General features: G+C 37.7%; 13 protein-coding genes. 2 read left to right on the plus strand and 11 right to left on the minus strand.

The genetic code is table 11. The features are described from left to right. Positions 1-203 precede the first annotated feature (203 nt). From DET63_RS01170 to DET63_RS01190, 5 genes are all read right to left on the minus strand, one after another. On the minus strand, positions 204-716 hold the full coding sequence (locus tag DET63_RS01170; RefSeq protein WP_002015305.1) for an adenine phosphoribosyltransferase: 513 nt from the start codon (positions 714-716) through the stop codon (positions 204-206). A 65-nt stretch (positions 717-781) separates the two neighbouring features. Beyond that, positions 782-3,103 carry a single-stranded-DNA-specific exonuclease RecJ gene (gene recJ, locus DET63_RS01175; RefSeq protein ID WP_002138444.1) on the minus strand — a complete coding sequence of 774 codons (2,322 nt, stop codon included), beginning with the start codon at positions 3,101-3,103 and terminating at the stop codon, positions 782-784. 101 nt (positions 3,104-3,204) lie between these two features. Then, positions 3,205-4,098 carry a cation diffusion facilitator family transporter gene (locus DET63_RS01180; protein ID WP_002034095.1) on the minus strand — a complete coding sequence of 298 codons (894 nt, stop codon included), beginning with the start codon at positions 4,096-4,098 and terminating at the stop codon, positions 3,205-3,207. Positions 4,099-4,395: 297 nt separating this feature from the next. Beyond that, complete coding sequence (gene secDF / locus DET63_RS01185) at positions 4,396-6,660, minus strand: protein translocase subunit SecDF (protein ID WP_113935635.1); 2,265 nt, start codon at positions 6,658-6,660, stop codon at positions 4,396-4,398. 282 nt (positions 6,661-6,942) lie between these two features. Beyond that, positions 6,943-7,227: a post-transcriptional regulator gene (locus tag DET63_RS01190; protein ID WP_002015311.1), complete on the minus strand. Its 285-nt coding sequence runs from the start codon at positions 7,225-7,227 to the stop codon at positions 6,943-6,945. A 186-nt stretch (positions 7,228-7,413) separates the two neighbouring features. On the opposite strand from DET63_RS01190, the gene spoVB reads away from it, so the two are divergent. Further along, on the plus strand, positions 7,414-8,973 hold the full coding sequence (gene spoVB / locus DET63_RS01195; protein ID WP_113935636.1) for a stage V sporulation protein B: 1,560 nt from the start codon (positions 7,414-7,416) through the stop codon (positions 8,971-8,973). A gap of 29 nt (positions 8,974-9,002) precedes the next feature. Here spoVB and DET63_RS01200 read toward each other — a convergent pair whose 3' ends face one another. Further along, the gene (locus tag DET63_RS01200; protein WP_002015314.1) at positions 9,003-9,659 is read right to left on the minus strand and encodes a DUF421 domain-containing protein; all 657 of its coding nucleotides are present in this window, start codon (positions 9,657-9,659) and stop codon (positions 9,003-9,005) included. Between the two features lie 103 nt (positions 9,660-9,762). On the opposite strand from DET63_RS01200, the gene DET63_RS01205 reads away from it, so the two are divergent. Then, a complete protein-coding gene (locus DET63_RS01205; protein WP_002034133.1) occupies positions 9,763-10,146 on the plus strand; it encodes a TIGR04086 family membrane protein in 384 nt (127 codons plus the stop codon). Positions 10,147-10,183: 37 nt separating this feature from the next. On the opposite strand, the gene yajC is transcribed toward DET63_RS01205, so the two are convergent. From yajC to ruvB, 5 genes are read right to left on the minus strand one after another with little or no spacing between them, the layout of a single operon-like run. Then, the gene (gene yajC / locus DET63_RS01210) at positions 10,184-10,444 is read right to left on the minus strand and encodes a preprotein translocase subunit YajC (RefSeq protein ID WP_002015317.1); all 261 of its coding nucleotides are present in this window, start codon (positions 10,442-10,444) and stop codon (positions 10,184-10,186) included. Positions 10,445-10,471: 27 nt separating this feature from the next. After that, a complete protein-coding gene (gene tgt, locus DET63_RS01215; protein WP_002015319.1) occupies positions 10,472-11,611 on the minus strand; it encodes a tRNA guanosine(34) transglycosylase Tgt in 1,140 nt (379 codons plus the stop codon). A gap of 12 nt (positions 11,612-11,623) precedes the next feature. Next, entirely contained in the window at positions 11,624-12,676 is a 1,053-nt protein-coding gene (queA, locus tag DET63_RS01220) for a tRNA preQ1(34) S-adenosylmethionine ribosyltransferase-isomerase QueA (protein ID WP_113935637.1), read from the minus strand. A 19-nt stretch (positions 12,677-12,695) separates the two neighbouring features. After that, entirely contained in the window at positions 12,696-12,896 is a 201-nt protein-coding gene (locus DET63_RS01225; RefSeq protein WP_000138161.1) for a DUF2905 domain-containing protein, read from the minus strand. Then, entirely contained in the window at positions 12,893-13,894 is a 1,002-nt protein-coding gene (gene ruvB, locus DET63_RS01230) for a Holliday junction branch migration DNA helicase RuvB (protein ID WP_000344470.1), read from the minus strand. The genes DET63_RS01225 and ruvB overlap by 4 nt, the downstream gene beginning before the upstream one ends. Between the last annotated feature and the right edge of the window lie 3 nt (positions 13,895-13,897).

Below are 13,897 nucleotides of genomic sequence, written 5' to 3' on the forward strand. Positions count from 1 at the left end.
CTTTTATTGAAAATTGACTTTATCTTTATTGAATAGAATAAATTATATTCTATCATTATAACCCAATGATTGTGAATTGTGAAAAGGAAAAGATTTTACTGACATTTCACCATGTTTTTTTGTGCAATTATACAAAAGTACCCGCTCCTCTCCAAGAGATTCACGGGTACTTTTTTATCACCGTAGTTTCACCTATATAATGATTAGTATTTTTCTAATACTAATACATCGTAACCATCTAACATTTTACGACCATCTAAGTAAGTAAGCTCTACTAAAAATGCAATTCCTGCTACAACTCCACCAAGTTCTTCAACTAGTTTAATTGTCGCTTCGATTGTTCCACCTGTAGCTAATAAGTCATCTGTAATTAATACACGTTGGCCTGGCTTAATTGCATCTTTATGGATTGTTAAAACATCCGTTCCATATTCTTTACCGTAGTCAACTGTAATTACTTCACGTGGTAATTTTCCTAATTTACGAACTGGTGCGAAACCTACTTCTAATGCATAAGAAACTGGGCAACCAATAATAAAACCACGCGCTTCTGGTCCTACTACAACATCAATGTCTCTTTTATTTGCATACTCAACGATTGCATCTGTTGCTGCTTTATATGCTTTTCCGTCGTTCATTAAAGGTGTAATGTCTTTAAACACAATACCTTCTTTCGGATAATCTGGTACAATTGCGATATGTTGCTTGAAATCCATATTTCTGAATCCTCCTCAGATATAAAAGGTTTGTAAATACAAATCCTTTACCCTAACTGTTCTACTTATTTATGATCACGAATCGTTTCAAACCATGTATATAGTTGCTGATATGTGCTATAAACCAATTCTTTCTCTAATTGTAAGTGGTTCATTTTCTCACGATATGTGTTCGATTCAATTAAATCACGCTTTTGTTTTTTGTCTGCCATAAAAATGACACCGTCTTTTATTGTAACAAATTCTAACTCAAAAAACACCTGTGTCATGAAATTTACTGTATCTTTTGACCAACCTTTATGACGACACAGTTGTTCCCCATATTGCCTTAAAGAAAATGGTGTTTTTTGGCTTAAGAAAGAATAGTACCATTTAAAATGTTCCCTCGTTGGGACCGTACTAAATAAATGATTATTCTCTTGATAAAATAGCGTGTAAATTCGAGCTGGGAATCCAGCCTTAAATACATCACCTAATTCATCTGTTCCTTTCGGCAAATCAAGTAGCACAATGTATTGATCATCAAAATGAGCTACCTCTGATGCATGCACGAGCTGTTCTTTATAGCCTTCTAAAGAAAATTTATTCAATACCTCTTCAGAAAAATACACCATTGTTATTTTTTCTTTCGGAAGTTCTGCTAAATTTGCTTCTACATTACGCATACTACGCCAGTCAAATAATTGCCATGCCTCTACAGCAATATCTTGCACCATTAATTGCGGCTTTTTAAAGTTATTCCATTCATTAATGGACACTTCTCCTACTACAGAAACCTTCGCAACTGGAGAGATTTCTTTCGCATAAGTACCAAATCCAAATCCAATCGTGTCCAGTGTTGCTTGTCCATCACGAAGAGCCATTTTCAAATGCGAACCATCAGATCCAATTGCACGGATACTTTCTAAGTCGGCATCTTTCACCGCAATACGCGGTTTCGGATTTCCTACGCCAAATGGCGCTAACTTTTGCATATCCTCAATCGCGGCAAGCGTTACATCCTCTACTTTACAAAATGCATCCACTGCTGTAATCGGAATAAAATCTTCTGCTGTTAAAATTACATCAGCTTGCTCATTTAACCTGCGTCTTAATTCATCCACATCATTCATATTAAGCGTCATTCCCGCTGCCATCGGATGACCTCCGAAATGCGGTAACAATTCACGGCAATCTGAAAGGTTTGCAAACAAATCAAATCCTGCAATACTACGAGCCGATCCCTTTGCTGTTTCTTTATGAGGATCAATGCTTAATACAATCGTCGGACGATAAAAACGTTCAACTAACTTAGAAGCGACAATTCCAATTACCCCTGGATTCCAACCTTCTTTTGCAAGGACTAATACTTTATTTTCTTCTGGCGGGAAATTATTTTCGACTTCAGCGATAGCTTCTTCAGTAATTTGCTTTACAATATCTTTTCGAAGTTTGTTCAGCTCATCAATTTCTTCAGCTAGCTCTTTCGCTTCCTCTGGATCTTCTGATAATAAAAGGTGTACAGCAGGTGTTGCATCTTCCAAACGACCAACCGCATTAATACGAGGTGCGAGTGAGAATCCGATGCTTTCTTCTGTAATTTCGCTTTGCGAAACGTTAGCGACTTTAAATAACGCCTTTAAACCGATATTTCGAGTCATTCGCATATGCTTCAGTCCACGCTGTACTAATAATCTATTTTCACCGTGAAGCGATACTAAATCGGCTACCGTACCGATTACTGCAATTTCCAACAAATGCTCTGGTACACGACCCAAAAGTGCATGTGCAACTTTAAATGCAACACCAACACCCGCTAAATAATGAAACGGATAAACACCGCCTTCTAATTTCGGATGAATAATCGCAAGTGCCTCTGGTAATTCTGGTGGTGGCTCATGATGATCTGTAATAATAAGATCTATTCCAAGTTCCTTCGCTACCTTCGCTTCATGTACCGCTGCGATACCAGTATCGACAGTAATAATTAGTGAGAACCCTGCACTGTGCGCCCAACGAAACGCTTCTTCATTTGGCCCATAGCCTTCAGTAAAACGATTTGGAATATAAAACTCTACTTCTGCACCTAATTCTTTGAGAGCAAGATATAACACAGTCGTACTACTTACTCCGTCCGCATCGTAATCGCCAAATATTAATATTTGTTCTCCATTTTCAATAGCTTTTTTCACACGTTCTACAGTCCGATCCATTCCTTCAAGTAAAAATGGATCATGAAATTCTTGATCTGCTGTATTTAAAAAGTCTACAATCTTATCTTCTGTATTTAAGCCTCTGCCAAGAAATAATGAAGTCACAAGAGGTGATAGTTGCAATTTATTTGCTAATTCACTCACTAGTTCCTCATTATATTCTTTTTCTTTCCAACGCGTCTTCGGTTGTAACACGAAATCACCCCTTAACCTATCCATTATACAAGACAGATTAAGGGGTGACAATATAATGCAAACTACGATTAGATATCTATATAATTAAATATCTGTTATGTTTAATTTGGAGAATACGGATTAATATGTACAAAAACGTTTTGTACGTTATCTTGTTTCATAAGTTTTTCTTTTACATGTTTTCCGATGCGGTGACCTTCTTCTACAGTGATATATGGATCTACAGATACTTTAATATCGACAATAACATAGTGGCCATGTTCTCTTGCATATAAAGAGCCGATTTTTTTCACACCTTCCACTTGAAAAACTGCCTCCCTAAGCGGAACAACATCTTCTTCATGCAGAACATGATCGAGCGTTGCATGAATAGCTTCTGCTCCAATACTCCACGCCATCTTAGCAACGAGAATTGAAACAAATAATCCCGCAATTGGATCGGCATATACAAGCCAATCTATACCTAACTTACCGCCGATAATAGCTGCACAAATGCCGATTAAAGCTGCAATTGAAGAAAACACATCCGAACGATGTTCATATGCATTTGCAATAATTGCAGCACTATTTATCCTCTTCCCTAATCGATATTTATACTGAAACATCCCTTCTTTCACTACAATCGAAAGAATAACTGCAAAAATCGTAATTCCTTTTGGTGGTTCCAAATCTTGTGAAAAAGCTTTTATAGACGAAATCGCTATCTCTATTCCAACAATAAATAATAATACCGCAACAATAATCGCTGAAATCGATTCCGCTTTACCATGACCATACGGATGATCTTCATCAGGCGGTTGCTTTGCCGCTCGTAATCCAAAAAGTACAGCTAACGAGCCAATTACATCTGATCCAGAATGCACTGCATCCGCTAAAAGTGCCTTACTGTTTCCAATATAACCAATTACCGCTTTTACAATCGCTAATATAATATTACCAACGATTCCGACAATAGCACCAAACTCGGCCTGTTTAAAACGTTCATCTTTTTCCATAATTGAAATCCCTTCTTTTCTTAACCTATCTTTTTATCCCGCTATTTGCGCCCCACCTCAAAATCCGGCAAATACAAGGAAGTTAGGTGGGAGATCAACTGCCCGTAAAAGCCCGATTGGTGAGGGCTAATAATAAGTGGGGATGAACAAAACCCCCCACTTATTAAAGTTTCACTTTATTTTAACAAAATCAGCGATAACATCACCACTTTATTCCATTTCATTCTTTCAAAAGTTGCTATCTTATTGTATCCACAAACGAAAAAAGAGATGCCTCATAATGAGACATCATCTTTTTTATACTTGCGGTTCAGGTTCTTCTTTCTCAACCTTCTTCTTGTTTTTTCCCCTTTTCAAACGACGGTTTTCAAGCATTAACCAAATTTGAGAAGCAACGAAAATAGAAGAGTACGTACCTACAACTAATCCAATTAATAACGCAAGTGAGAAGTTACGCAGTGATTCACTACCGAAAATAAGTAGTGCAATTACTGGGAACAACACTGTTAAAACAGTATTAATTGAACGACCAATTGTTTGGCGAATACTTGAGTTTACGATTTCTTCTAGGTCTTTTATGTCGCGAACTCGTTTTTTCTGTTTGTATAACTCACGGTTTCTATCAAACGTAACGATTGAGTCATTGATAGAGTAACCAATAATCGTTAATACCGCAGCGATAAACGTTAAGTCTACCTCTATCTGGAAAAGACTAAACACAACAATCATAACGAACGCATCATGTAATAATGCGATTACTGCAGATACTGCGTACGTAAGACGGAAACGAATACTTACGTATAAAACGATTACTGCAGAAGCAATTAATACTGCGATAAATGCATTTCGTGCAATCTCTTTACCGATTGTCGGTGAAACTGTACTTACATTCGGATCTGTACCGTATTTATCGTGGAAGAATGTTTTTGTTTTCGCAATTTCATCTTTTGATAGAACACCTAATGTACGAACTGCGAAACCTTTATTGTCATCTCCAGTCGGTACAATATTTTCTTCCTTCACATCGATGTTCAATTCTTTAAAATCTTTATGAACATCAGACACAGTAACTGCTTGTTTTGATTGCAAGTCGATACGTGTCCCACTTGCAAAGTCAATACCAAGATTCATTTTGAAAATCGGTAATATAATTGCCCCAGCAATTACGACTACAATTGAGAATAAGAAGAATTTATGACCGATATTTACGAAGTTAATACGATCAAATCTCGTTGGCGGATGTACTACACCTTTTGTTAATGGAATAATATCCTTTTCCTTAACACCAAAGTAAGATTGTTTTTTATCGAAGTAACGGCTCTTTACAAGTAAACCTAGTAAGAAACGAGTACCGAATACGTTCGTAATGAAACCGACTAAAATACTAACAATTAAACTTGTTGCGAAACCTTTTACAGAGCTATTACCGTAAGCAAATAATACACCCGCTGCTGCAATCGTTGTAATGTTCGCATCTAAAATTGTTGCTAATGAACGATGGTTACCAGCACGAAATGCTGACATCATTGACTTACCAATTTTCAGCTCTTCCTTTAACCTCTCGTACGTAATAATATTCGCATCTACTGCGATACCTACCCCGAGCACTAATGCCGCAATACCTGGCAACGTGAGAACCGCATGCATCCAGTTAAAGACAAGTAATGTAACGAAAATGTATAAACCTAACATAATAACCGCTACAAGCCCTGGTAAACGGTAGAATACAAGCATGAATAAGAAGATAATAGCAATACCGATTGCACTAGCGAAAATCGTTTGCTCTAATGCTTGTTGACCAAATTTTGCTCCAACAGATGTTGAATACATTTCTTTTAAATCAACAGGAAGTGCACCTGCATTTAATAAAGATGACAGTTCTTTCGCACTTTCAACTGTAAAGTTTCCACCTACGATAGATACTTCAGCTTGATTAAATACTTGTTCTACTGTTGCCGCTGATAAAAACTTTGGATTCGGTTTTGCAGATTCTGCTTTATACGAATCTTTTCCTTCTTCAAAATCAAGCCAAATTACCATTAAATTCGTTGGTGGTGGCATTTTTGAAATCTTCTCTGTTACTTCACGGAATTTTTCAGCGCTTTTTAACGTAAGTCCAACACTTGGACGACCTTTATCATCAAATGTTTGCTTCGCTCCGCCGCCTTTTAAATCCGCTCCATCCATAAGAAGGTTGTCATCTACATCACGGAATGTTAATTTCGCTTGCGTTGATAACATTTCACGTGCTTTTTGCTGATCTTGTACACCAGCAAGCTGCACACGAATTCGATCCTGTCCTTCGATTTGAATGTTCGGCTCACTTACACCGAGTGCATTGACACGATTTTCAAGAGCACCTACTGTACTTACAAGTGCCTCTCGGTCAATTTTATCACCTTTTTTGGCTGGTTTTACTTCATACAGAATTTCAAAACCACCGCGAAGGTCTAGTCCTAGACTAATTCCTTTTGCTATGTCTTTTCCTGCCGCACCAATTACGCCACCGATTAATAAAACGATGAGGAAAAAGGCGGCAATTCTTGTACCACGCTTTGCCATATGTACCCTCTTTCTGCTACTAACACTTTCAATAAATCTCTTACGATTCATTTTCGCACGTGTGCATACGCCTAGTTAGTAGACTTACTTTCTATAAAATACATGTATTTCCGCTAGTTCATCACTAGCTGTGTCGGTAAGCTTTTCACAATACCTACACTATTCATTATTTATTTTCCCTCTTCACTACCTCCTTTATATATAATCTTAGACATAATTAATTCCTCTTTATCAATACCTATCATTATACTGCAAAAGGAAGAACAAACCAATTACAGCCGGTTATTTATTTTCATATTCATCAAACGACCAAAGTGGCGCTTGATATGCTTCAACAGTTAAATAATTCATATATTCATTAGTACTTACTCTTAATACATCATTTACTAATTCATATAACCTAACATCACTATCTATCTTTTTCCACTTTTTCGCCTTGAGAAACTTCCAAATATCATTATCTGTCACTCGGTCGTAACCGAACAACTGAAACTCTTCTACTTTACTTTCTAAAACGACTTGTAACTGTCCGCGGTATGATTCTACCAAAGCCTCTTTATCCAACATATATAACATCTCCTTCTTATTTCAGCACGAAAAGTCGCTTTTAATCCCGCTCTAATGGACAGTAATAACTTCTTTCAAGAGTACCATTCATACTTCACTCTCTTAAATGCTTGTCATTCTTGTCTCATACGTGCATATAAATTATTGTAAATCATTCCATTGATTTTGAGAAGGTAGGAGAAGAGTATGACGAGACAAAGCTTTTTAAAAGGCGCATTTATTTTAATGATAGCCGGTTTTATTACAAAAATCCTTGGATTTATTAACCGCATTGTAATGGCACGTATTTTAGGAGAAGAAGGCGTTGGCCTTTATATGATGGCTGTCCCCACCTTCATTTTAGCAATTACATTAACACAAATTGGCCTTCCTGTTGCGATTGCAAAATTTGTAGCAGAAGCGGAAGCAGTGAACGACAAACAAAGAGTTAAAAAAATATTAACCGTCTCCCTAGCTGTTACATCCTTTATTAGTATCATTTTAACAATTGGTATTATGCTACTCACACCTATTTTAGCAAAAACATTATTAACAGATGAAAGAACTTACTATCCATTAATGGCTATTTTACCTGTCGTCCCCGTTATTGCAGTTTCTTCCGTTTTACGTGGTTATTTCCAAGGGAAACAAAACATGAAGCCGAGCGCTTACGCTCAAGTCATAGAACAAGTTGTCCGCATTACAATTATCGCTGTATGCATTCGGTTATTTTTACCTTACGGCGTAGAATATGCTGCAGCCGGTGCTATGCTATCAGCTGTTCTTGGCGAAGTTGCATCTTTATTATTTTTACTTACTTTATTCCAGCGCGAAAAACATTTATCTATACGCTCTGGTTTTTTCACTACGGTAAAGGAGAGCAAAAATACATTTTATTCTCTTATGGATATCGCACTTCCAACTACAGGAAGCCGTTTAATCGGTTCCGTTTCATATTTCTTTGAACCTATCGTTGTTATGCAAAGCTTAGCAATTGCCGGGGTTGCCGCTTCTGTCGCAACACAGCAATACGGTATATTGAACGGTTACGCCTTCCCGCTTCTATCACTACCTGCCTTTATTACATACGCTCTTTCTACAGCACTCGTCCCATCAATTAGCGAGGCAATGGCAAAGAGACAGCACAAATTAGTGGAACACCGTTTACAACAAGCCCTTCGAATTTCCTTAATTACTGGTGGATGGTCAGTCGTTATTTTATATGTATTTGCTTCACCCATCTTAACGCTTATGTATGGATCGGACAGTGCAACAGCGTTCATCCAACTTCTTGCACCTTGCTTTTTATTTCATTATTTTCAAAGCCCACTTACATCTGTGTTGCAAGCTTTAAACTTAGCAAGAGCTGCAATGATGAACACATTTATTGGCGCTATCGTGAAATTAATCGTTATTTTTGTACTAGCTTCAAAGCCAGAGTTTCAAATGATGGGAGTTGCCCTCGCTATTGCAGCAAATATAGTGACCGTAACATTCCTTCACTATGCTACTGTTTTAAAGAAAATTAAATTTACCATTTATGCAAAAGACTATATTTTTGGAGGACTTGCCATCGGTATTGCAGGCGCCTTCGGTTTTTACCTTCATAAGTATATTATTTTCTCTCATTCACTTGGCGTACAAACATTATGGGAAATCACTTTAACAACAATCGTTTATATTTTCCTCCTCTTTGCTTTCAAACTCATTCGAAAAGAAGAATTAAGTCGTCTCCCTATCATTCGGAAACTTTCATTTTTGAAGTAAGCAGGCTTGCCATTCAAAATGGTAAGCCTCTAATTTTCTTTCAAATCAACGAAAAACTGTCCATTTTGAAAACTACAATATAAAATCTGTTTCACATCTTTATAACCTAAGTTATTCAGTTTCTCAACGAGCCACCCATCTGTATGTTCGATCATTTGCAAATGATTGTATTGAATTTCTCCATCAATAATTAGTGGGAGTGTAAAAATTGGTGTATCATTTTTGCTCTTTTTACTTTTTTGTTTTTGAAAGACAGATAACTTTCCAGATGGTTCTAAAATAGCGTATTCTACATCACGCACATCTCCGATTCCTTGCTCACGTAGTTGCATCAATAAATCATCTATGTTATATCGCTGCTTCCGCATCTTTTTTTCATCAATTTTACCTGCATTCACAAGAATCGCAGGCTCCCCTTCTATTAAATGCCGAAAACGCTGGAACTTTAAAGAAATGACCGACAAAATGATTTGTATACACATAAGAAAAGTCATTGGAACTAATTGATGCCAAAGTGATTTATCTGTATTTTCAATTGCCACTACAGCCATTTCACCTAGCATAATGAATACAACTAAATCTAATACACTTAATTCTCCAATTTCACGTTTACCCATAAGACGAAAAATAATTAAAATGATTATATACAAAAGCATTGTTCGTCCGATTATTGATACCCATTCCATTTCTACATCCCCTTTTTTTACTTATAGGCTCCCCTACAAAAAAGAAACTAGTCTAACTTAAACAAAATGAAAATATGCTTGTATTAAAAAGGGGGAATGCATAATGGATGGAACGAAAAAATTATCGAGCGCAATCGGCTTCGGTATTATTACCCTATTAATCCTCGCATCTATTACAAGTATGGTCATGGCTCTTTTATTAAAATTTACGAATATTAATGAAGGGACATTAGTAATTATTATTTTTATAATAGCCCTTCTGTCTATGCTTATGTCTGGATTTATTGCTGGTAAAAAGGCACAAGGAAAAGGATGGCTAGTAGGTTTCACAACAGGCCTTACATTCGCTATTCTCGTCTTTCTCGTTAACTATTTAGGCTTCTCTCAAACTTTATCGAACTCACAGTTACTCTACCAATTAGCATTAATGGGTGCGAGTACACTCGGAGGTATTTTCGGTGTAAATATGTCAAAACAAAATAGTTAAAAAAAGGCCCTGCACATTTCATGCAGGGCCTTCATCATTAGTTTTTCACAACTTCACGAATCGCATTGCGATCGAAAGTTAAGTGTGCACCACCAGATTTAACAACAATTTTTGTTTCATCCACTGATTCGATTGTAGCGTGTAAACCACCGATTGTTACGATAGCATCACCTTTTTTGATTTCATTTTGCATTTGTGCAACTGCTTTTTGACGCTTTTGTTGCGGGCGAATTAATAAGAAATAGAAAATCGCAAACATCGCAACAATCATAACGATATTCATCATACCTGCATTCATCTTGTGTTCCTCCTTTTAAATTATGTATTAGAAGTTTTTAGCATTCGGTTTATTAAAGCCATACTGTTCAAAGAACTCTTCGCGGAAATCGCCAAGACGGTCTTCACGAATAGCTTGTCTCACCTGCTCCATTAAGTTTAACAGAAAATGAAGGTTGTGATAAGACGTTAAACGAATTCCGAACGTTTCATCACATTTCATTAAGTGACGAATGTACGCACGAGAATAGTTTTTACATGTGTAGCAATCACAGTTCGGATCAAGCGGCCCGAAGTCTCTAGCGAATTTCGCATTTTTCACAACTAAGCGGCCTTCACTTGTCATACATGTACCATTTCGAGCGATACGAGTTGGAAGTACACAGTCAAACATATCAACACCGCGAATCGCACCATCAATTAACGAGTCAGGAGAACCTACACCCATTAAGTAGCGTGGTTTATCATCAGGAAGAAGTGGTGTTGTAAACTCAAGAACACGATTCATAATATCCTTCGGTTCACCAACAGATAGACCGCCTATAGCATAGCCAGGGAAGTCCATTGAAACAAGATCTTTCGCACTTTGACGACGAAGCTCTTCAAACTCCCCGCCCTGTACAATACCGAATAAACCTTGATCTTGTGGACGTTCATGCGCCTTTAGGCAACGCTCTGCCCAGCGGCTTGTACGCTCTACAGACTTTTTCATGTATTCAAAAGTAGCAGGGAACGGTGGACACTCATCAAATGCCATCATGATATCTGAACCTAATGCATTTTGGATTTCCATCGCTTTTTCTGGAGATAAGAATAATTTATCGCCATTTAAGTGATTGCGGAAATGAACACCTTCCTCTTCAATGCGTCGGAAATCACTTAAGCTAAATACTTGGAATCCACCTGAATCCGTTAAGATTGCACGATCCCAGTTCATAAACTTATGCAAGCCACCTGCTTCACGAATAATTTCGTGGCCTGGACGTAGCCATAAATGATACGTATTGCTTAAAATAATGCCAGAATCCATTGCTTTTAATTCTTCTGGTGACATTGTTTTAACTGTTGCAAGTGTACCAACTGGCATAAATGTCGGTGTATCAAATGAGCCGTGTGGCGTGTGCACTCGACCTAAACGCGCACCCGTTTGTTTACAAGTTTTAATAAATTCATAACGAATTGCTGTCATAATTTACTCCTTTTATTTGTTTCTCATTTTAGCGTGAGATGCAACGAACATCGCATCACCGAAACTAAAGAAACGATATTTTTCTTTTACTGCTTCATTATAAGCATGAAGTACATTATCTCTATTTGAAAATGCACTTACAAGCATAATTAATGTTGATTTCGGCAAATGGAAGTTTGTAATTAAACCATCAATTGCTTTAAATTCATATCCTGGGTACATAAAAATATCTGTCCAGCCAGAAGCTGCGCAAAGCTTACCACTATGATCTGTCGCAATCGTTTCTAACGTACGTGTTGATGTCGTACCTACAGTAATAATACGGCCGCCATCCTCTTTCACGCGGTTTAATAAAGCCGCAGTCTCTTCAGACATATGGTAATACTCTGCGTGCATATGATGCTCTTCAATAGTATCTGCAGAAACTGGTCTAAATGTTCCAAGTCCTACATGGAGTGTAATGAATGCTAACCCGACGCCTTTTTGCTTCAATTTCTCAAGTAACTCTTCTGTAAAGTGAAGGCCAGCCGTCGGTGCTGCTGCTGAACCGATTTCCTTCGCATATACCGTTTGATAACGATCGCGATCTTCTAGCGTCTCTTTAATATATGGAGGAAGTGGCATTTCTCCAAGCTCGTCTAAAATTTCATAAAAGATGCCGTCATATGAAAACTCAAGTTGACGCCCACCTTGATCTGCTGTTCCAATGCAAGTTGCTTTTAACTTTCCTTCACCAAAAGAGATGACAGTTCCTTCTTTTACACGCTTCGCTGGCTTTATAAGCGTTTCCCACTTATCGCCTTCCTCTTGTTTCAAAAGAAGCACTTCAATGTGTGCACCTGTATCTTCTTTCACACCGTGCAAGCGAGCTGGCATCACTTTCGTTTCATTTAAAACTAAGCAATCCCCCTCTTGTAAGTAAGAAAGAATGTCCGTAAAATGTTTATGCTCAATATCTCCTGTTTCACGGTCTAACACCATCAATCTTGATGTTTCACGCTCTTCAAGCGGAATTTGTGCAATGAGTTCTTCTGGTAAATGAAAATCAAACAGATTAATATCCATAACTGTATCCACCTATTTCTTATTTGAATCGATTTATTATATACATAATGAAAGATAATGCAATACTTAACACAATACATGTAATGATAGGAAAATAAAAGGTAACGTTACCTTTTTTCACAAAAATATCGCCTGGAAGCCTTCCTATGAACTTCCAAGCTAATCCAACAACAATGAGCAAAATACCAGCTGTAATAAGCAGCTTTGGCATCTCCGTCATACTTTTGGCATCTCCATTCCGAAATGCTCATATGCAAGCGGTGTTACGATCCGGCCTCTTGGCGTTCTTTGTAAAAAGCCAATTTGTAATAAATACGGTTCATACACATCTTCAATCGTATGCGATTCTTCTCCAATCGTTGCTGAAACAGTTTCTAATCCAACTGGACCACCGCGGAACTTTTCAATAATACCAAGCAGTAATTTATGGTCGATATGATCAAGTCCTAATTTATCTACTTGTAATAGTTCTAACGCCATTTGTGTAATTTCCATCGCAATCGTTCCGTCACTGCGAACTTGTGCGAAGTCACGTACACGTCGTAATAGACGATTCGCAATACGAGGTGTACCACGGGCACGTCTTGCAATTTCTAATGCTGCTAACGAATCTATTTCAACTTCAAACACTTCTGCTGTACGTTCTACAATCGCAGAAAGCTGATCTACTGTATAGTACTCTAATCGTGAAAGTACACCGAAACGGTCACGAAGTGGTGCTGATAATGCACCTGCACGCGTCGTTGCCCCAACTAGCGTAAATGGAGGTAAATCTAGACGTACAGAGCGAGCTGACGGTCCTTTCCCAATAACGATATCAAGGCAAAAGTCTTCCATCGCTGGGTATAGCACTTCTTCAATAGATCTATGCAAACGATGAATTTCATCAATAAATAATACATCTCCTGGCTGAAGCGCTGTTAATACAGCTGCTAAATCTCCTGGTCTTTCAATTGCGGGACCTGACGTCGTTCGAATGTTAACACCCATTTCATTGGCAATAATATTCGCAAGCGTCGTTTTACCAAGTCCAGGTGGGCCATATAAAAGTACGTGATCTAACGTTTCTTCACGCATTTTCGCCGCTTCAATAAACACTTCTAAATTATGTTTCGCTTTATCTTGGCCAATATACTGACGGAGCGTCTGTGGCCGTAATGAATACTCTAAATCCGCATCTTCGTATCCAGATTCCCCTGAAAGGAGACGTTCGTCCATTAT

Origin of the sequence: Bacillus sp. DB-2 (genome assembly GCF_003315125.1) — a bacterium.
Taxonomy (GTDB): Bacteria; Bacillota; Bacilli; order Bacillales; family Bacillaceae_G; genus Bacillus_A; species Bacillus_A mycoides.